We start from the raw sequence: 19,707 nt of genomic DNA, 5'->3' as shown, positions 1-19,707 counted from the left end.
CAACAGCTGTTATGCAGCTATACCTTTTCGTCTTCACGGGCGCGCCAGCGCCCATCGTCAGCATCGGCGCGCATGTCAGCCAGCAACGCCTGCAAGTAACGCGACTGGCACTCCAGCCCTGATAAACGGCGCCGACACTCGGCCTCAAGGCTCAGGTGATGCACCTGGGCCGCGTTCTCAAGCAGCTGATAGAGCTGCCCGTCCACCTCGATGGTCAAGCGATGCATACCGCCACCTCCTGCATCGACACGTTTCGCTTCACCAGTTAACCAAACCCTCACCGCCAGTGGCGGTATACCGACGGGCGGCTGCGGTAAACACTCCGGCACGATCGGGCCGGAGGGTCTAGATTGAGGTCAGAGGTATTGGTGCAGAAGGAGACGTTGCATGCCTTACCAATCGAACGAACAATTGTTCAGCCACTTCCACGACAACAACATCGACCTGAGCAACATCGACGCACAACTGCAACTGGTAGCCCCCGACAGCCCCAACTTGCCGCTGTATCGCGACATGATGCTGACCATCCTGCGCATGGCCCATGACGACAGCGACCGCTGGAGCGCGAAGATCACCCTGCAGGCCCTGCGCGAACTGGACCAGTCGTTCCGCACCCTGCAACGCTACAAAGGCCGGCGCAAGGTGACCGTATTCGGCTCGGCGCGCACGCCGCTGGAACACCCGATGTACGCCTTGGCCCGCGAGCTGGGCGCCACCTTGGCGCGCTCCGACCTGATGGTTATCACTGGCGCCGGCGGCGGCATCATGGCGGCTGCCCATGAAGGCGCTGGCAGTGCACACAGCCTGGGCTTCAACATCACCCTGCCCTTCGAACAGCACGCCAACCCCACAGTGGATGGCACCGACAAACTGCTGCCGTTCCACTTTTTCTTCATCCGCAAACTGTTCTTCGTCAAGGAAGCCGACGGCCTGGTGCTGTGCCCGGGCGGGTTCGGCACGCTGGATGAAGCGCTGGAGGTACTGACCCTGATCCAGACGGGCAAGAGCCCACTGGTTCCGGTGGTGCTGCTGGATTCGCCCGGCGGCAGCTTCTGGCGCGACTGCCTGGACTTCATCAGCCGCCAGCTGGAAGAAAACCGCTACATCCTGCCCACCGACCTGAAGCTGGTGCGCCTGGTGCACAGCGCCGACGAGGCCGTGGAGGAAATCAACCAGTTCTACAGCAACTATCACTCCAGCCGCTGGCTGAAGAGCCAGTTCGTGATCCGCATGCATCACCCGCTCAGCGACGCGGCGCTGCATGAGATCCAGGAGGGCTTTGCCGACTTGCGCCTGAGCGGCAGGTATCACCAGCAGGCGGACAGCAGTGCGGAACATGAGGTGGGCAATTACAGCCACCTGACCCGCCTGTCATTTGCTTTCAATGGTCGGGATCAGGGCCGACTGCGCGAGCTGGTGGATTTTATCAACCTGTCGGAGAACTGGGCCAAGCCGCAGCCAATGCATACCACGCAGCGGGCCAGGGAGGCGTTGAAGGTCAGTTGATAACGGGTCGATCCTACCTGTAGGAGCAACTGTCTTGCGCAAAATTTAAAAAGCGCCCGCTCCCACAGGGTACGCGGTGCGCCCAGCATCAGCTCTCTGCGCGACAGCGCAGCGCCAGCCGTCAGTAATCGTCGAGATCCCGGCCGCTGAGCAGCCGGCCGATCATGTCCATCGGGAACCCGCGGTAAGCGAGGAACCGGGTCTGCTGGGCGCGGCTGCGCGGGTCATGCGGCGGCTGCCCGGCAAACTTGCGCTGCCACACCTCACGCAGGCGCTCGCGCCAGTCGATCTCGCTCTCGCGTAACGCCTGGTCGATATCAGCACGCGCCAAGCCACGCTGACCCAGCTCTTCGCGAATGCGCGCAGGGCCATAGCCAGAGCCGGAACGGTACCTGATGAAACTTTCGAGGTAGCGGGCTTCACTGAGCAGCCCTTCTTCGGCAAGCCGGTCGAGCTCGGGCTCGATCAGCTCATCCGAAGCGCCGCGCTGACGCAACTTGCGCGTCAGCTCGACGCGACCGTGCTCACGTCGCGCGAGCAGGTCCATGGCTGTCCGCCGGATGGCGACGGGGGTGTCGAGTACGGCGGACATGTTCGACTAACTACCGAGCAATCAATAACCGGCTTCAGCATCAGCGACGTCGTCGGCGCTGGCGTCCGCGGCGGCAGCCTTGTTCGCTTCACCCGCAGCGCCGGCTTTCAGCAGCTTTTCACGGATCTGCTTCTCGATTTCGGTACCGATAGCCGGGTTCTCAGCCAGGTACTTGGCAGCGTTGGCTTTGCCCTGACCGATCTTGTTGCCTTTGTAGGCATACCAGGCACCGGATTTTTCGACTAGGCCTTGGGAAACACCCAGGTCAATGATCTCGCCGTTACGGTAGATGCCTTTGCCGTAGAGAATCTGGAACTCGGCCTGACGGAACGGTGGCGAAACCTTGTTCTTGACGATCTTGACGCGGGTTTCGCTGCCAACCACTTCGTCGCCTTCCTTGACTGCGCCAGTACGGCGGATGTCCAGGCGGACCGACGCGTAGAACTTCAGGGCGTTACCACCGGTAGTGGTTTCCGGGCTACCGAACATCACACCGATCTTCATACGGATCTGGTTGATGAAGATGACCAGGCAGTTGGCGTTCTTGATGTTACCGGTGATCTTGCGCAGCGCCTGGGACATCAGGCGAGCCTGCAGGCCCACGTGCATGTCGCCCATTTCGCCCTCGATCTCGGCCTTGGGTACCAGCGCGGCCACGGAGTCGACGATGATCACGTCAACGGCGTTGGAGCGCACCAGCATGTCGGTGATCTCCAGGGCCTGTTCGCCGGTATCCGGCTGCGAAACCAGCAGGTCGTCGACGTTGACGCCCAGCTTGCCGGCGTACTCGGGGTCGAGGGCGTGTTCGGCGTCGACGAAGGCGCAGGTAGCACCACTTTTTTGGGCTTCGGCGATGACCGACAGAGTCAGCGTGGTCTTACCCGACGATTCCGGGCCGTAGATCTCGACGATACGGCCTTTCGGCAGGCCGCCGATGCCCAGGGCGATATCCAGCCCCAGGGAACCGGTGGAGATGGCAGGAATACCTTGGCGCTCATGGTCACCCATGCGCATGACCGCACCTTTGCCGAATTGGCGTTCGATCTGACCCAGGGCCGCAGCCAAGGCGCGCTTCTTGTTGTCGTCCATTGAAATCCTCACGTGTTCGACTTGGCCCTGATGGCCGCAATAACTGTATAAGTAGCCAGTATTATTCCACAGGCCAGCGCCCGCGCAAACCCCTGTCGTCGATTTACTCGGCACCAAGCTGTAACAAGCCGTCTAACGCGGCGATCACCGTTTGTCGGCGCACCGCATCGCGGTCGCCGTTGAAGTGCCGGCGTTCGGTCACTACACGGCTACCGTCACCCCAGGCCAGCCACACGGTCCCTACCGGCTTGGCAGGCGAACCGCCGTCCGGCCCGGCCACGCCGCTCACCGCCACGGCGAAGCGCGCGCCGCTGGCGGCCTGCGCACCACGGACCATGGCTTCGACCACTTCCTGACTGACTGCGCCGACCTGACCGAACAACGCCTCAGGCACCCCGAGCTGGCGGGTTTTCTGGGCGTTGGAGTAGGTTACGTAGCCGGCCTCGAACCATGCCGAGCTGCCGGGTACGCGGGTGATGGCCTCGGCAATGCCACCGCCGGTGCAGGACTCGGCGGTGGTGACCTGCGCGCTGAAGCGGCGCAGGTGCTCACCCAGGCGGATGGCAAGCGTGGTGATCGGGTCCATGTCGGGCTCCTTGAAGGCTGCCCTCTACCCTACCACCCTGCACAGCGCCCTGGCTCAGGAAACCTGCAGGCTGTCCCGGGCAATTTCGCTGAACGCACGCTCGTCACGCCGACCGAGCCGCGGTAGCCCTTCAGGCCATGCCTGGCTCCAGTCCAGGCCGTCGAGCTTGCGCATGTCTTCAATTGCCGAACGCCACCAGACCACCTTGCAGGCGCGCTGGTAGTCGTCACGGCTCATCACGCTGCCATACAACAGCTTGCGCCCGATGCCGCGCAGCTCCCGCGGCACCCCCTTGAGACTCCACTTGACCGAGAGCCGCGACAGCCACGACGGCACCGGGCGATGCGCCGGCACTTTTACGGCCAGGCCCGGCATTCCTGGATGGAAGCCTTCGCCCTGTTTGGCGAAGAAAATTTCAAGGATGGCATGCACGTACTGCTTCATCGCGAAGTAGTGGCTGATCACGCCACGCGCCTCATTGAGCTGCGCCCCGTGCAGTTCGAAGGAAAAGGCGATCTGTTCAATGGTGTGCAGGTCACCGGCATAAGGCGTCCAGGCATCGATGCGCGGGATAGCGCGCTCGGCGACGCCGACATTGCAGCGGGTGAAACCCATCACACCGCTGTTGCAGAGCTGCAAATCAGCGGCCGGGGCATCGCCCGCCTCGGCCAGCCCTGCGCTGAAATTACCGTAGTCCGCGCAGCGCGAGGCCTCGGCCCAGCTCATTTCCACTTCGTCGACCAGGAACTGCCCGGCATCGACCTGGCTGAACAGCTTCAGCGGCGACTGCAGGAACACCGTATCGGTATCGATGAACACTGTCTTGTCTGCCCACTTCCCGGCCAGGGCGATGGCGCATGCCTTGCGTCGGTGGGTGTAGCCGCCGTCGCCGGTCCATGCGTGCAGGGTCTGCGGGTCCAGGCTGATCACTTCCACCGGCCAGCCGACAAAGGCTTGTGGCTGGTCGGTGAGTACTCGGATCGTGGGCAACTCCGCCGGCTTGCAACGCGCCAGGGCGGTAAGGATGCTGAGCTTGGCTTCCAGCTGATAGATACGGCGATCGCCATAAAGGAGGTAGATCAGCTGTTGCTTTACATGAGGGACAGGGTTGGACACATTCATCGCGCAAATCACGGCTAACGGCATTCATCGAGGGCCGCGCATTCTAGAGACTAACGCGCTGCAGCTCCACCATTGCCCGCCGGGTTGCGCGCGCATGCCCCATCGCGGGCGCCTGCATCGTAACGAAAAAGCCTGTACCATTGCGGGTTTACCATCGCCAACCAGATCACCCGCTGTAAGGCCCTGAATGTCAGATCTTTCCGCACACACACCGATGATGCAGCAGTACTGGAAGCTGAAGAACCAGCACCCGGACCAGCTGATGTTCTACCGCATGGGCGACTTCTACGAGATCTTCTACGAAGATGCGAAGAAGGCCGCGAAACTGCTGGATATCACCCTGACCGCACGCGGTCAGTCGGCCGGGCAGTCCATTCCCATGTGCGGAATTCCGTTCCATTCGCTGGAAGGCTACCTGGCCAAGCTGGTCAAGCTCGGCGAATCGGTGGTGATCTGTGAGCAGATAGGCGACCCGGCCACCAGCAAGGGCCCCGTCGAACGCCAGGTGGTGCGCATCATCACCCCAGGCACGGTCAGTGACGAGGCGCTGCTCGACGAGCGCCGCGACAACCTGATTGCCGCGCTGCTGGGCGACGAGCGCCTGTTCGGCCTGGCCGTGCTCGACATCACCAGCGGCAACTTCAGCGTGCAGGAGATCAAGGGCTGGGAAAACCTGCTGGCCGAACTCGAGCGCCTCAACCCCGTCGAACTGTTGATCCCCGACGACTGGCCGCGCGACCTGCCTGCCGAAAAACGCCCGGGCGCCCGCCGCCGTGCACCGTGGGACTTCGACCGCGATTCGGCACGCAAGGCGCTGTGCCAGCAGTTCGCGACCAAGGACCTCAAGGGCTTTGGCTGCGACAAGCTGACCCTGGCCATTGGCGCCGCCGGCTGCCTGCTGACCTACGCCAAGGAAACCCAGCGTACCGCCCTGCCGCACCTGCGCAGCCTGCGCCACGAGCGCCTGGACGACACGGTGATCCTCGACGGCGCCAGCCGCCGCAACCTGGAGCTGGACATCAACCTGGCGGGCGGGCGTGACAACACCCTGCAGTCGGTAATCGACCGCTGCCAGACTGCCATGGCCAGCCGCCTGCTGAGCCGCTGGCTGAACCGCCCGTTGCGCGACCTCAAGGTGCTGCAGGCGCGTCAGGATTCGATCCGCTGCCTGCTCGACAGCTACCGGTTCGAGAAGCTGCAGCCACAGCTGAAGGAAATTGGCGACATCGAGCGGATCCTCGCCCGAATCGGCCTGCGCAATGCCCGTCCTCGCGACCTGGCCCGCCTGCGCGATGCCCTCGGCGCGCTGCCCGAGCTGCAAAACGCCATGACCGAGCTGGAGGCGCCACACCTGGCACGCCTGGCCGCCATCACCGGCACCTATCCGGAGCTGGCCAGCCTGCTGGAGCGGGCTGTGGTCGACAACCCGCCGGCGGTGATCCGCGATGGCGGCGTGCTCAAGGCGGGCTATGACAACGAACTGGACGATCTGCTGGCGATCAGCGAAAACGCCGGCCAGTTCCTGATCGACCTGGAAGCCCGGGAAAAGGCGCGCACCGGTCTTGCCAACCTCAAGGTCGGCTACAACCGCGTGCACGGCTACTTCATCGAACTGCCTACCAAGCAGGCCGAGCAGGCACCGGGCGACTATATCCGGCGCCAGACTCTGAAGGGCGCGGAGCGCTTCATCACCCCCGAGCTGAAAGCGTTCGAGGACAAGGCGCTGTCGGCCAAGAGCCGCGCCCTGGCCCGCGAAAAGATGCTCTACGATGCGCTGCTGGAAACCCTGATCAGCCACCTGGCGCCGCTGCAGGACAGCGCCGCCGCGCTGGCCGAACTGGATGTGCTCAGCAACCTCGCCGAGCGGGCACTGAACCTCGACCTGAACTGCCCACGCTTCGTCGATGAACCGTGCCTGCGCATCGAGCAAGGTCGCCACCCGGTAGTGGAACAGGTACTGACAACGCCGTTCGTGGCCAACGACCTGGGCCTGGACAACAGCACCCGCATGCTGATCATCACCGGCCCGAACATGGGCGGTAAGTCCACCTACATGCGCCAGACCGCCCTGATCGTGCTGCTGGCGCACATCGGCAGCTTCGTCCCGGCGGCCTCCTGCGAGCTGTCACTGGTCGACCGTATCTTCACCCGCATCGGCTCCAGCGACGACCTGGCCGGTGGGCGCTCGACCTTCATGGTCGAGATGAGCGAAACCGCCAACATCCTGCACAATGCCACCGACCGCAGTCTGGTGCTGATGGACGAAGTGGGCCGCGGCACCAGCACCTTCGACGGCCTGTCGCTGGCCTGGGCCGCCGCCGAGCGCCTGGCCCAGCTGCGTGCCTACACGCTGTTCGCCACGCATTATTTCGAGCTCACCGTGCTGCCCGAAAGCGAGCCACTGGTGGCCAACGTGCACCTGAACGCCACCGAGCACAACGAGCGCATCGTGTTCCTGCACCACGTGCTGCCTGGCCCCGCCAGCCAGAGCTACGGCCTGGCCGTGGCGCAACTGGCCGGCGTACCGACGGTGGTCATCCAGCGTGCCCGCGAACACCTGGGGCGCCTGGAAACCACCAGCCTGCCACATGAACAGCCAGCAGCGCAGAAAGCGAAGGACGCGCCACAGGTGCCGCACCAGAGCGATCTGTTCGCCAGCCTGCCCCACCCGGCCATCGACAAGCTGGGCAAGCTGCAACTTGACGACATGACCCCGCGTCAAGCTATCGAAATGCTATATCAACTAAAGAACCTGTTATAACGGCGCCCATTACAAGCTGGTAGAATCCGCCGCGGTTTGCTGGTGCTGCAGGTTACTAGCCTGGCCTGCAGCCACATACCTGTAAACCGCGCGGCCCTGAGAGGAAGGGCCGCCGCCGTCGCCTGAGGAGAGAACTAGAAATGACCTTCGTCGTCACCGACAACTGCATCAAATGCAAATACACCGACTGCGTGGAAGTCTGTCCGGTGGACTGCTTCTACGAAGGCCCGAACTTCCTGGTCATCCACCCGGACGAGTGCATCGACTGCGCTCTGTGCGAGCCGGAGTGCCCAGCGCAAGCCATCTTCTCGGAAGACGAAGTGCCTTCGGGCATGGAGAACTTCATCGAGCTGAACGCCGAACTGGCGGAAGTCTGGCCGAACATCACCGAGCGTAAGGAAGCCCTGCCGGACGCTGCAGAATGGGACGGCAAGACTGGCAAGATTGCAGACCTGGCGCGCTGATAGCACCCGGACACGACAAAGGCCCCTCGGGGCCTTTTTTGTTTTTCTGCGGGCAAAAAAAGGGGCGGTTTGACCCGCCCACATTTTTTTCCGTAGTCCCTGCTTGTCCTGAACATCGTCCTGATGAAATCGCTTCTTGCGATGTCCCTGGCCTTCATCCTGAAAGCCTGTGCATGTCCCTGTGCACAGTTCGAATACTAGCGGGTTGAGCTGAGCGAGCAAGCGCGAAAGCTCACAAGGTATTGCACTGGACACATTTCCTCACGGCCGAATAATCCTTGACTTTCAATGGCTTGGAAAAATACAGGCGCTGGAAACGACAATGATTTACTGAGGCATGCATAGATAGCTTACAAAACAAGTAAGAAAAGGCTTACATGCAATGTTACCGGGGTGGCGCAGTACATATTCGACATCTGCTGTGGCTGGCAGATTTTGGGGCTGCTTGGCCGCCCATTCGCAGCACAAGGTTGCTCCCACAAGAGACCGGGAGGGCCTGCATGATCCTGTATCTCTGCAGGAGCAGCCTTGTGCTGCAAAAATGACGCACACAAAAACGCCCCGAGGCTATCGGGGCGTTTTTAATGTTGCAGCCTCAGCTACTGAAACAACGACTCGCTGGACAGGCCGTTCTTCTCAAGGATCTCGCGCAGGCGCTTGAGCCCTTCTACCTGAATCTGCCGCACCCGTTCACGGGTCAGGCCAATCTCCAGGCCAACATCCTCCAGCGTGCTGCTTTCATGCCCACGCAGGCCGAAGCGGCGCACCACCACTTCACGCTGCTTGTCGGTCAACTCGCCTAGCCATTGATCGATGCTCTGCGACAGGTCGTCATCCTGCAGCAGTTCGCACGGGTCGGTCGGGCGATCATCGGTCAGGGTATCGAGCAGGGTCTTGTCCGAGTCAGGGCCGAGCGACACATCTACCGAAGAGACCCGCTCGTTCAGGCCGAGCATGCGCTTGACCTCGGCGACCGGCTTCTCCAGCAAGGTGGCGATTTCTTCTGGCGAGGGTTCGTGATCGAGTTTCTGGGTCAGCTCACGCGCGGCGCGCAGGTAGACGTTCAGCTCCTTGACCACGTGGATTGGCAGGCGAATGGTGCGCGTCTGGTTCATGATCGCCCGCTCGATGGTCTGGCGAATCCACCAGGTCGCATAGGTCGAGAAACGGAAGCCACGTTCCGGGTCGAACTTCTCGACCGCACGGATCAGCCCCAGGTTGCCCTCCTCGATCAGGTCGAGCAGCGACAGGCCACGATTCACGTAACGACGGGCAATTTTTACAACCAGGCGCAGGTTGCTTTCGATCATGCGCTTGCGGCCAGCAGGGTCGCCCTTTTGCGACAAGCGCGCAAAGTGCACTTCCTCTTCTGGCGAAAGCAGAGGCGAGAAACCAATCTCGTTGAGATACAGCTGGGTGGCATCGAGCGCCCGGCTGTAATCGATGTACTTGTGTTGCTTGAGCGAAGAGCCCGACTTGGCCCTCGTCCGAACCGAAGATACAGCAGGTTCGTCTGACACCACATCCGTTTCCAAAACGATTCCCGTCTCCATCAGGAGGACGTCATCGTCGATGTCAAACTCCGGCACTTCTTTACTGAGAGCCATTGTTATAGTCCTTTGCTGAGTTCGAACTCAGACTCGAGCGGCACCTTCATCCCTGGCAGCGCAAGAGCCTGTCCCCTCTACATCACAGGAACAGGCGGGGGTACAAAGGTCAACGACGTGGCAGGAACTGGAGTGGATCGACGGGTTTGCCCTGGCGGCGAATCTCGAAATGCAGCTTCACCCGATCAGTGCCCGTGGACCCCATTTCAGCAATCGACTGCCCTGCCTTGACCTGCTGCCCCTCCCGAACCAACAGCCTGCGGTTGTGACCGTAGGCACTGACGTAGGTATCGCTGTGCTTGATGATGATCAGCTCGCCGTAGCCCCTCAAACCACTCCCGGCGTAGACCACTGCACCATCAGACGCAGCAAAAACAGGCTGTCCCAAATCACCGGCGATATCAATGCCTTTATTCAAACTACCGTTTGAAGCAAATTTTCCAATCAGCACACCGTTGGCCGGCCAGGTCCAGCCGCCTACTGCGCGCTCCGCAGCCGGCACGGTTGCCACCACCGGCGCGCTGGTGGAAGGTGTCGGCGTAGCTGGCTTGCCGGTGTTGGCGGGCGCCGGGGCAGGGCTGCCAACAGGGCGCCGGGTGACCGTGGTGCGGCTTGACGAGGACGGGCTGGACACCACCGTGGTGCTGCTGGTGGAACCGCTGCTGAAACGAATCGGCTGGCCCGGGCGAATGGTGAAAGGCGCCGGGATGCCGTTGCGGGCTGCCAGCTCCTTGTAATCCCAGCCATAACGGAAGGCGATCGAGAACAGCGTATCCCCTGGCTTGACGATGTATTGGCCGGAGGTCACCGTCGGGCGCTTGGGCACGGTGTTGTTGCGGTCGACCACCCGCGCGCTGTTGCTGCTGGTGCTCGAGCAACCCGCCAGGAACGTGCCCATGGCCAATGCAATCAGCAGAAGCTTGAAGCCCGACCCGTCCTTGCGCTGCCGAATGACTGTGTGACCCACCCGCGCTCCCCTCATGGTGCCGAAAAACGATATGAAGACAAGAAATGCAATATTGTTGCAATTATAACCAAGCCGGCCGGTATTGGCAGGCGGGTATCAAAGGCATTCGCAATACCCCGGCGCTCGTTGCGCGCTAGCACTCCGCCAGATAGACAGGGTGAAACTGCAAGAATTCGCCGAGCGCGTAAAAATACCGCGTGGCTCGCGCCTGCACTGCTCAGGCCAGCGGGCCATTGAGCAGCGGCACGAAACGCACGGCGCCCAGCACGCGACGGGAAAACCCATGCTCCTCGCGCACGATCAGCATCAGCTGCTGGGTTTCGCCCGCTGGCCCCACCGGGATCACCATGCGGCCACCCGGTGCCAGCTGGTCAAGCAGCGCCTGCGGCACCTCCGGCGCCACGGCGGTGACGATGATGCCGTTGTACGGCGCCAGCGCCGGCCAGCCCTCGCAACCGTCGCCCCAGCGGAACACCACGTTGCGCAGGTTCAGTTCCACCAGGCGCTCCTTGGCCCGGTCCTGCAGCACCTTGATTCGCTCTACCGAGAACACCCGCTCGACCAGCTGGGCCAGGATCGCCGTCTGGTAACCCGAGCCGGTGCCGATTTCCAGCACCTTGTCCAGCGGGCCGGCCTCGAGCAGCAACTCGCTCATATGCGCAACCATGAACGGTTGCGAGATGGTCTGGTTGTGGCCGATTGGCAGCGCGGTGTCTTCATAGGCGCGGTGCGCCAGCGCTTCGTCGACGAACAGATGCCGCGGGGTGCGACGGATCACGTCAAGCACCTTGGTGTTCGCAACGCCTTCTTCGCACAGGCGCTGGATCAACCGCTCCCGGGTACGTTGGGAGGTCATGCCGATACCACGCCGCAGCATATCGTCCTCGCGCATCAGAGCACGCCCTCCAGCCAGCCGTCGAGCTGTTCGAAGGCGTCATTGAAGGTGCGGTCGAGCTGCAGCGGGGTGATCGATACATAGCCTTGCATCACCGCATGGAAGTCGGTGCCCGGGCCGCCGTCCTCGGCATCACCGGCCACAGCGATCCAGTAGCCTTCCTTGCCGCGCGGATTGACCACCTTGGTTGGCGCCGCCGCCCGGGCCCGGTGCCCCAGGCGGGTGAGCTGGATGCCACGGATGTGCTCCAGCGGCAAGTTGGGGATGTTGATGTTGAGTACAGTGCGTGGTGGCAGCTCCAGGCGCGACTGTGCCTCAACCAGGCGGCGAGCGATATACGCGGCAGTAGGGAGATTGTCCGGCTGGCGCGACAGCAGCGAAAACGCCAGCGAAGTACCGCCGAGGAAGCGGCCTTCCAGTGCTGCGGCGACCGTGCCGGAGTACAGCACGTCATCGCCCAGGTTGGCACCGAGGTTGATCCCCGACACGACCATGTCCGGCGTGTACGGCAATAGCCCGTTCAGCCCCAGGTGCACGCAGTCGGTCGGCGTGCCGTTGAGGCTGATGAAGCCGTTGGCCAAGGTCTGCGGGTGCAGTGGCCGGTCGAGCGTCAGCGAACTGCTGGCGCCGCTCTTGTCTTGGTCCGGGGCGATCACCGCGCACTCGGCATAATCCGCCAGCGCAGCGTGCAGCGCGGCGAGGCCTGGTGCGGTAACACCGTCGTCGTTCGAAATCAGAATACGCATGGGCTGTCCGTCTGCCCTGCCGACACCAGATCCACGACTTCGCGCACCACCACGGTGGCGAAGCATCCGGCCGGCAGGACGAATTCCAGTTGCAGGATATCAGGCTCGGGATAATGCCACGTCAGGCCGCCAATAGGGAGCCGCAGAATACGCCGTTCGTGATCCATGCCCGCAAGGGCCAACCAATGGCAAAGTGCCGGCTGACGTGCGCCGACAGCATTTTCAAGCTGCGCGGTGGCGCCGCTGGCCGGCGAAGCGCCCTCGCCCCACATCGGGCCGGTCGGGTGCAGGTCGAGAATCGCCAGGCGCGGGTCGACACATTCCGCCTCGCCCGCGGCAAAGAAGCTGCGGCTGTCGGTGAACGCCAGCAGGTCGCCAACCTGGGCCTGCGCCCAGCTACCCTCGGCCACACGCGCGGCCAACAGCTGGTTGAACAGGTAGCTGCGCCCGGCCGACAGCAGCCGCGAGCGCACGTTGCGCTGTTCGGGCAGGGCCTTGCGTGCAGCCCAGTCGAGGGCGTCGTGGACGTTGCCGCCGCCGTGGCCGAAGCGCTGACTGCCAAAGTAGTTGGGCACGCCGTGCTGCTTGAGCTGTGCCAGGCGTGCATCCACGGCCTGGTGATCAGCGGCAAGCGCAGTCAGGCGCAGGGTGAAGCCGTTGGCCGAATGCGCACCACGCTGCAGCTTACGCTGGTGGCGCACCTGCTTGAGCACACGCAGGCTGGCGTCTTCGGCCCGCGACAGGTCGGGGTCGGCCTTGCCTGGCAGGTGCAGGCTGAACCACTGGCGGGTCAGCGCCTGACGGTCCTTGAGCCCGGCGTAGCTGATACTGCGCGCCGGCACGCCAGCAGCGCGAGCCAGGCGGCGGGCGGCTTCTTCGGTGTTCAGGTCGCGCTTCTCGACCCACAGCCACAGATGTTCGCCTTGGCCGGACAGCGGGATATCCAGCACCTCGTCGACCTGGAAGTCTTCCGCCACAGCCTTGAGCACGGCAGTGCCCAGTGGTTCGCCCGATGCACGCGGGCCCAGCAGTTCGAGTTCAGTCATGCTGGCAGCAGCAGGGCAACCGAATGCACGGCGATCCCCTCCTCGCGGCCGGTGAAGCCCAGCTTCTCGGTAGTGGTGGCCTTGACGTTGACTTGGTCGAGTTCAACCTTGAGGTCTTCGGCGATCAGCTGGCGCATGGTCTCGATATGAGGGGCCATTTTCGGCGCCTGGGCGACGATGGTGGCGTCTACGTTGCCAACCTTCCAGCCCTTGGCCTGGACGATAGCGATCACATGACGCAGCAGCGCGCGGCTGTCGGCGCCCTTGAACTGCGGGTCGGTGTCGGGGAAGTGCTTGCCGATGTCGCCCAGCGCTGCCGCGCCGAGCAAGGCGTCGCTCAGGGCATGCAGCAGTACGTCGCCATCGGAGTGGGCCAGGAGGCCGTATTTGTGCGGGATACGCACCCCGCCCAGGGTAATGAAATCACCGTCGCAGAAGCGGTGCACATCGTAGCCGTGGCCAATACGCATAAAAAAACGCCCTGAATGAGTCAGGGCGTGATTCTACCTGCTTTTGAGGCATAGGGGCTGCTTCGCAGCCCATCGCCGGCAAGCCAGCTCCCCCAGGATCACCACAGCCGATCAGACCTGTGAAATACCTGTGGGTGCTGGCTTGCTGGCGATGAGGCAAACACCTTGGCTATGCCCTACACCCGCCCCAGCGCCACCGCATGATGACGCAGGTGCTCTTCGATGAAGCTGGCAATGAAGTAGTAGCTGTGGTCATAGCCAGGCTGCAGGCGCAGGGTCAGCTCATGGCCGCCTTTGCGTGCCGCCTGCTCAAGCGCTTCGGGCTTGAGCTGCTTCTCGAGGAAGTCGTCACGGTCGCCCTGGTCCACCAGCAACGGCGGGCACTCCCCAGCAGGGGTTTCGGCCAGCAATACGCTGGCATCCCATTCACGCCAGCGCGCGCGGTCTTCACCCAGGTAGCGGCTGAAGGCCTTTTCGCCCCACGGGCAATCCATCGGGTTGCTGATCGGCGAGAACGCGGACACCGAGCGGTACCGCCCCGGGTTGCGCAAGGCGCACACCAGCGCACCATGCCCGCCCATGGAGTGGCCGCTGATGCTGCGCTCGGCCGATGCCGGGAAGTGCGCCTCGATCAGCGCCGGCAACTCCTGCACCACGTAGTCGTGCATCCGGTAGTGCTGGGCCCAGGGTTGCTGAGTCGCGTTGAGGTAGAAGCCGGCACCCAGGCCGAAGTCCCAGGCACCGTCCGGGTCACCCGGCACCTGCTCGCCACGCGGGCTGGTGTCCGGGGCAACGATGATCAGCCCCAGCTCGGCGGCCAGGCGCTGGGCGCCGGCCTTCTGCATGAAGTTCTCGTCGGTGCAGGTCAGGCCGCTGAGCCAGTACAGCACCGGCAGCTTCTCACCCTGCTCCGCCTGCGGCGGCAGGTACACGGCAAATACCATGTCGCAGCCCAGCACCTTGGAGTGATGCCGGTAACGCTTGTGCCAGCCGCCGAAGCTCTTCTGGCAGGAGATGTTATCCAGGCTCATGGCTCACCTCAGAAGTGGATCACGCTGCGGATGCTCTTGCCTTCGTGCATCAGGTCAAAGGCCTTGTTGATGTCTTCCAGCCCCATGGTATGGGTGATGAAGGTATCCAGCGGAATCTCGCCCTTCTCGGACATTTCCACGTAGCTTGGCAGCTCGCTGCGGCCGCGCACGCCGCCGAACGCCGAACCGCGCCAGACGCGGCCGGTGACCAGCTGGAACGGACGGGTGGCGATTTCCTGGCCGGCACCGGCTACACCGATGATCACAGATTCGCCCCAGCCCTTGTGGCAGCATTCCAGCGCCGCACGCATCAGCTGGACATTACCGATGCATTCGAAGGAGAAGTCCACGCCGCCGTCGGTGAGGTCGACGATGACTTCCTGGATCGGCCGGTCGTAGTCTTTCGGGTTGATGCAGTCGGTGGCGCCCAGCTGGCGGGCGATCTCGAACTTGGCCGGGTTGATGTCGATGGCGATGATGCGCGAGGCCTTGGCCTTCACCGCACCGATCACTGCCGACAGGCCGATGCCGCCGAGGCCGAAGATGGCCACGGTGTCACCCGGCTTGACTTTGGCGGTATTGAGCACCGCACCGATGCCGGTAGTGACGCCGCAGCCCAGCAGGCACACCTTCTCCAGCGGCGCTTCCTTCTGGATCTTGGCCACCGAGATTTCCGGCAGCACGGTGTACTCGGAGAAGGTCGAGGTACCCATGTAGTGGAACAGCTGCTGGCCCTTATAGGAGAAGCGCGTGGTGCCGTCCGGCATCAGACCCTTGCCCTGGGTGGCACGGATGGCCTGGCACAGGTTGGTCTTGCCCGAGAGGCAGAACTTGCACTTGCCGCATTCCGGTGTGTACAGCGGGATCACATGGTCGCCGACGGCCACCGAGGTCACGCCCTCACCTACCGCTTCGACGATCGCGCCGCCTTCGTGGCCGAGGATCGACGGGAAGATCCCCTCCGGGTCGGCACCGGACAGGGTGTAGGCGTCGGTGTGGCAGACACCACTGGCGACCACGCGCAGCAGCACCTCACCCGCCTTGGGCATGGCCACGTCGACTTCGACGATTTCCAGGGGTTTCTTGGCTTCAAAGGCTACGGCAGCACGGGACTTGATCATCAAAGGTCTCCAGACAGAGTGGCGATTCAGGCTGGCAGTGTAATTCACCCTCATTTGATGAATAATCCGGGCCAAGACAAAACATTATTGCCATACAGGGATAATCCATGAACAGCCGCTGGGAAGGCATAGACGAATTCGTCGCCGTGGCCGAGTCGGGGCAGTTCACGGCAGCAGCCGAACGCCTGGGCGTCTCCTCGTCGCACATCAGCCGGCAGATAGCCCGGCTGGAAGAGCGCCTGCAAACACGCCTGCTGTACCGCAGCACCCGCCGGGTAACCCTGAGCGAGGCCGGGCAGACCTTTCTGCAGCATTGCCAGCGCCTGCAGGATGGCCGCGAGGAGGCCCTGCGCGCCATGGGTGACCTGGCCAGCGAGCCCAAAGGGCTGCTGCGCATGACCTGCGCGGTGGCCTACGGCGAGCGTTTCATCGTGCCACTGGTGACGCGGTTCATGGCGCTGTACCCGCAATTGCGGGTGGACGTTGAACTGAGCAACAACACCCTTGACCTGCTGCATGAAGGCATGGACCTGGCGATCCGTCTGGGCCGGCTGGCCGACTCGCGGCTGGTGGCCACCCGCCTGGCGCCCCGACGCATGTACCTGTGTGCCTCGCCGGCTTACCTGGAGCGCTATGGCCGACCGCACAGCCTGTCGGAGCTGGCGCGGCACAACTGCCTGGTGGGCAGCTCGGACTTGTGGGCGTTGCAGCAGGACGGCCGCGAGATCAGCCAGCGGGTTCAGGGTAACTGGCGTTGCAACAGCGGTCAGGCGGTGCTGGATGCGGCATTGCAAGGCATCGGCTTGTGCCAGTTGCCGGACTATTACGTACGGGAACATTTCAACAGCGGCGCATTGGTCTCGCTGCTGGAGGCGCACCAGCCGCCGAATACTGCGGTATGGGCGTTGTATCCGCAGCAGCGGCACCTGTCGCCGAAGGTGCGGCGTCTGGTGGATTACCTGAAGGAAGGGTTGGCGGGGTTACCGGAGTATCGCGGGATCTGATTGCAAAGCGGTCCGCTTCGCGGCCCAATCGCCGGCAAGCCAGCTCCCACAGGGTCCCCACAGACCTGAGGGCATCGCGGTTACTGTGCGAGCTGGCTTGCCGGCGATTGGGCCGCGAAGCGGACCCAGCGAGCTCAGCGTCTACCCGACCAACGCTGGCGCAGCCACTCCAGGTCTTCCGGCCGGGTCACCTTGATATTGTCACTGCGCCCTTCGACCAGCCGCGGCGCCTGGCCGGACCATTCGATGGCGGAGGCCTCATCGGTCACCACTACATCCGACACCAGGCACTCGGCCAGCGCCCGGTGCAGGGCCCCCAGGCGGAACATCTGCGGTGTATACGCCTGCCAGATCGTACTGCGATCAACGGTGGCGCTCACTCGCCCATTGCTGTCGGCACGCTTCAGGGTATCGCGTGCCGGCACCGCCAGCAGGCCGCCCACCGGGTCGTCCGCCAGCTCCGACAACAGCTTGTCCAGGTCGCTGCGCGCCAGGTTCGGCCGCGCGGCATCGTGCACCAGCACCCAGTCGCTGTCCGCCGCCCCTTGGGCATGCAGCAACAGCAACGCGTTCAGCACCGAGTCGGCACGCTCGCGGCCACCCGCCGCGCGCTGGATGCGCGGATCACGGGCGCAGCGCAGGCCGGGCCAGTAGGGGTCATCTTCGGCAATGCTGACCACCACGCCCTTGAGCGCGGGATGGCCAAGAAAACAGTCGAGGCTGTGCTCAAGAAGGGTCTGCCCGGCCAGCTCCAGGTATTGCTTGGGGCGGTCGGCAGCCATGCGGGCACCTACGCCCGCAGCAGGAATCACGGCCCAGAAGGCCGGCAAGGTATCGATCATTTCTGTGGCAACTGGAAGAGGGTTTCGCCCTCTTTGACCATTCCCAATTCGTGGCGAGCCCGTTCTTCAACGGTCTCCATGCCTTTTTTCAACTCCAGCACTTCGGCATCGAGCACGCGGTTCCGCTCGAGCAGGCGCTCGTTTTCGGCATGCTGCTCGGCGATCTGCTGCTGTAGCTCGGTCACTTGCGCGAGGCTGCCATTACCCACCCACAGGCGGTACTGCAGGCCACCCAGCAGCAGGAGCAGGACGAGGAACAACCAATAAGGACTGCGCATGATGGTATCCAGGTAAAAAAGACCGCCGCACGCTTTTCAGTCATGGGGTCCAGTTCGGGGTTTCGAATAGCACGAAGCCTGGCCGAGGCCAGGCTTCGCAGACAGAAACCCGTTGGAGGATTGTAGGAAAATTCAGTACGAACGTTCCTACGGCTCCGGCGACTGTCTTTTTACCATCTCTTGCTTAGCCGCGAAACTCGGTACGACCACGGTATACAGCTTTGGCACCCAGTTGCTCTTCGATGCGCAACAGCTGGTTGTACTTGGAAACGCGATCGGAACGGCACAGCGAACCGGTCTTGATCTGGCCGGCAGCGGTACCCACGGCCAGGTCGGCAATGGTCGAATCTTCGGTTTCACCGGAGCGGTGCGAGATCACGGCAGTGTAGCCGGCAGCCTTGGCCATCTGGATGGCTTCCAGGGTTTCGGTCAGCGAGCCGATCTGGTTGAACTTGATCAGGATCGAGTTACCGATGCCCTTCTCGATGCCTTCCTTGAGGATCTTGGTGTTGGTCACGAACAGGTCGTCGCCAACCAACTGAACCTTTTCGCCGATCTTGTCGGTGAGAATCTTCCAGCCTGCCCAGTCGGACTCGTCCAGGCCGTCTTCGATCGAGATGATCGGGAAACGCTCGGTCAGGCCTTTCAGGTACTCGGCAAAGCCTTCGGCGTCGAACGACTTGCCTTCGCCAGACAGGTTGTACTTGCCATCTTCGTAGAATTCGGACGCTGCGCAGTCCAGGGCCAGGGTCACGTCGGTGCCCAGCTTGTAGCCGGCTTTCTCGACGGCTTCGGCGATGGCGGCCAGGGCGTCTTCGTTGGAAGCCAGGTTCGGCGCGAAGCCACCTTCGTCACCTACGGCGGTGTTCAGGCCACGGGCCTTGAGCACGGCTTTGAGGTGGTGGAAGATTTCGGTGCCCATGCGCAGGCCGTCGGAGAAGGTCTTGGCGCCAACCGGCTGCACCATGAACTCCTGGATGTCGACGTTGTTGTCGGCGTGCTCGCCGCCGTTGATGATGTTCATCATCGGAACCGGCATCGAGTACTGGCCCGGGGTGCCGTTCAGGTTGGCGATGTGCGCGTACAGCGGCAGGTCCTGGTCCTGGGCAGCGGCCTTGGCGGCAGCCAGGGAGACAGCCAGGATGGCGTTGGCGCCCAGCTTGGCCTTGTTCTCGGTACCGTCCAGTTCGATCATGGCGCGGTCCAGGGCCTTCTGCTCGGAAGGGTCCTTGCCCAGCAGCAGGTCACGGATCGGGCCGTTGATGTTGGCGACGGCCTTCAGCACGCCCTTGCCCATGTAACGGCTCTTGTCGCCATCACGCAGCTCAAGCGCTTCGCGCGAGCCAGTGGAAGCACCGGACGGCGCGCAGGCGCTGCCGATGATGCCGTTGTCGAGCAGTACATCGGCTTCCACGGTGGGGTTGCCACGCGAATCGAGAACTTCACGACCTTTGATGTCGACGATTTTTGCCATTGTTGTAAGCACTCCAGAATTGACGAAAACAACGCAGCTTTAGGAAATTCTTGCCTTTCACCAGGCGGGGACGCAGCAGGCAGGCCTGGCAAAAGCAACCCCTGAC

20 protein-coding genes are annotated in these 19,707 nt (G+C 63.0%); 4 read left to right on the top strand and 16 right to left on the bottom strand.

The genetic code is table 11. From position 1 onward, the window contains the following. Positions 1–17 precede the first annotated feature (17 nt). A complete protein-coding gene (locus tag AC5O5I_RS05575; protein WP_172224565.1) occupies positions 18–227 on the bottom strand; it encodes a hypothetical protein in 210 nt (69 codons plus the stop codon). 160 nt (positions 228–387) lie between these two features. On the opposite strand from AC5O5I_RS05575, the gene AC5O5I_RS05570 reads away from it, so the two are divergent. Continuing rightward, a complete protein-coding gene (locus AC5O5I_RS05570; protein WP_494512187.1) occupies positions 388–1,506 on the top strand; it encodes an LOG family protein in 1,119 nt (372 codons plus the stop codon). Positions 1,507–1,627: 121 nt separating this feature from the next. Here AC5O5I_RS05570 and recX read toward each other — a convergent pair whose 3' ends face one another. From recX to AC5O5I_RS05550, 4 genes are all read right to left on the bottom strand, one after another. Continuing rightward, positions 1,628–2,098 (bottom strand): recombination regulator RecX, encoded by a 471-nt coding sequence (gene recX, locus AC5O5I_RS05565; protein WP_172219581.1) that lies wholly within the window; start codon positions 2,096–2,098, stop codon positions 1,628–1,630. Between the two features lie 21 nt (positions 2,099–2,119). Then, positions 2,120–3,187, bottom strand: coding sequence for a recombinase RecA (recA, locus tag AC5O5I_RS05560; RefSeq protein WP_172219579.1), 1,068 nt, complete (start codon positions 3,185–3,187; stop codon positions 2,120–2,122). 103 nt (positions 3,188–3,290) lie between these two features. Then, positions 3,291–3,773 carry a CinA family protein gene (locus AC5O5I_RS05555; protein WP_172219577.1) on the bottom strand — a complete coding sequence of 161 codons (483 nt, stop codon included), beginning with the start codon at positions 3,771–3,773 and terminating at the stop codon, positions 3,291–3,293. Between the two features lie 54 nt (positions 3,774–3,827). Then, positions 3,828–4,895: a hypothetical protein gene (locus tag AC5O5I_RS05550; protein WP_494512186.1), complete on the bottom strand. Its 1,068-nt coding sequence runs from the start codon at positions 4,893–4,895 to the stop codon at positions 3,828–3,830. Positions 4,896–5,082: 187 nt separating this feature from the next. Here AC5O5I_RS05550 and mutS point away from each other — a divergent pair, with 187 nt between their 5' ends. Further along, positions 5,083–7,656 (top strand): DNA mismatch repair protein MutS, encoded by a 2,574-nt coding sequence (mutS, locus tag AC5O5I_RS05545; RefSeq protein ID WP_172219573.1) that lies wholly within the window; start codon positions 5,083–5,085, stop codon positions 7,654–7,656. Between the two features lie 140 nt (positions 7,657–7,796). After that, positions 7,797–8,120 (top strand): ferredoxin FdxA, encoded by a 324-nt coding sequence (fdxA, locus tag AC5O5I_RS05540; RefSeq protein WP_172219572.1) that lies wholly within the window; start codon positions 7,797–7,799, stop codon positions 8,118–8,120. Between the two features lie 599 nt (positions 8,121–8,719). Here the strand turns inward: fdxA and rpoS are convergent. From rpoS to AC5O5I_RS05500, 8 genes are all read right to left on the bottom strand, one after another. Beyond that, positions 8,720–9,727 (bottom strand): RNA polymerase sigma factor RpoS, encoded by a 1,008-nt coding sequence (rpoS, locus tag AC5O5I_RS05535; protein ID WP_003252351.1) that lies wholly within the window; start codon positions 9,725–9,727, stop codon positions 8,720–8,722. Between the two features lie 109 nt (positions 9,728–9,836). Then, the gene (locus tag AC5O5I_RS05530) at positions 9,837–10,694 is read right to left on the bottom strand and encodes a peptidoglycan DD-metalloendopeptidase family protein (RefSeq protein ID WP_494512185.1); all 858 of its coding nucleotides are present in this window, start codon (positions 10,692–10,694) and stop codon (positions 9,837–9,839) included. Positions 10,695–10,911: 217 nt separating this feature from the next. Continuing rightward, complete coding sequence (locus AC5O5I_RS05525) at positions 10,912–11,550, bottom strand: protein-L-isoaspartate(D-aspartate) O-methyltransferase (protein ID WP_172219585.1); 639 nt, start codon at positions 11,548–11,550, stop codon at positions 10,912–10,914. A gap of 35 nt (positions 11,551–11,585) precedes the next feature. Then, entirely contained in the window at positions 11,586–12,335 is a 750-nt protein-coding gene (surE, locus tag AC5O5I_RS05520; protein WP_172219568.1) for a 5'/3'-nucleotidase SurE, read from the bottom strand. Continuing rightward, positions 12,323–13,381: a tRNA pseudouridine(13) synthase TruD gene (gene truD, locus AC5O5I_RS05515; RefSeq protein WP_172219566.1), complete on the bottom strand. Its 1,059-nt coding sequence runs from the start codon at positions 13,379–13,381 to the stop codon at positions 12,323–12,325. The genes surE and truD overlap by 13 nt, the downstream gene beginning before the upstream one ends. Beyond that, positions 13,378–13,851: a 2-C-methyl-D-erythritol 2,4-cyclodiphosphate synthase gene (ispF, locus tag AC5O5I_RS05510; protein ID WP_494512184.1), complete on the bottom strand. Its 474-nt coding sequence runs from the start codon at positions 13,849–13,851 to the stop codon at positions 13,378–13,380. Before ispF ends, truD begins: the two co-directional genes overlap by 4 nt. 176 nt (positions 13,852–14,027) lie before the next feature. Then, entirely contained in the window at positions 14,028–14,882 is an 855-nt protein-coding gene (fghA, locus tag AC5O5I_RS05505; RefSeq protein WP_172219562.1) for an S-formylglutathione hydrolase, read from the bottom strand. An 8-nt stretch (positions 14,883–14,890) separates the two neighbouring features. Next, positions 14,891–16,003, bottom strand: coding sequence for an S-(hydroxymethyl)glutathione dehydrogenase/class III alcohol dehydrogenase (locus AC5O5I_RS05500; RefSeq protein WP_016712915.1), 1,113 nt, complete (start codon positions 16,001–16,003; stop codon positions 14,891–14,893). A 107-nt stretch (positions 16,004–16,110) separates the two neighbouring features. Here AC5O5I_RS05500 and AC5O5I_RS05495 point away from each other — a divergent pair, with 107 nt between their 5' ends. Further along, positions 16,111–17,007 carry a LysR substrate-binding domain-containing protein gene (locus AC5O5I_RS05495; protein ID WP_494512183.1) on the top strand — a complete coding sequence of 299 codons (897 nt, stop codon included), beginning with the start codon at positions 16,111–16,113 and terminating at the stop codon, positions 17,005–17,007. 134 nt (positions 17,008–17,141) lie between these two features. On the opposite strand, the gene ispD is transcribed toward AC5O5I_RS05495, so the two are convergent. From ispD to eno, 3 genes are all read right to left on the bottom strand, one after another. Further along, the gene (gene ispD / locus AC5O5I_RS05490; protein ID WP_172285377.1) at positions 17,142–17,849 is read right to left on the bottom strand and encodes a 2-C-methyl-D-erythritol 4-phosphate cytidylyltransferase; all 708 of its coding nucleotides are present in this window, start codon (positions 17,847–17,849) and stop codon (positions 17,142–17,144) included. After that, entirely contained in the window at positions 17,846–18,127 is a 282-nt protein-coding gene (ftsB, locus tag AC5O5I_RS05485; RefSeq protein WP_172219556.1) for a cell division protein FtsB, read from the bottom strand. The genes ispD and ftsB overlap by 4 nt, the downstream gene beginning before the upstream one ends. A gap of 184 nt (positions 18,128–18,311) precedes the next feature. After that, positions 18,312–19,601 (bottom strand): phosphopyruvate hydratase, encoded by a 1,290-nt coding sequence (gene eno / locus AC5O5I_RS05480; RefSeq protein ID WP_172219554.1) that lies wholly within the window; start codon positions 19,599–19,601, stop codon positions 18,312–18,314. Positions 19,602–19,707 lie beyond the last annotated feature (106 nt).

The sequence above is a fragment of the Pseudomonas sp. 9_2_1 genome (assembly GCF_059295275.1).
The sequence above is the reverse complement of the archived record's forward strand: the minus strand, read 5'-3'. Positions and strand labels throughout refer to the sequence as shown.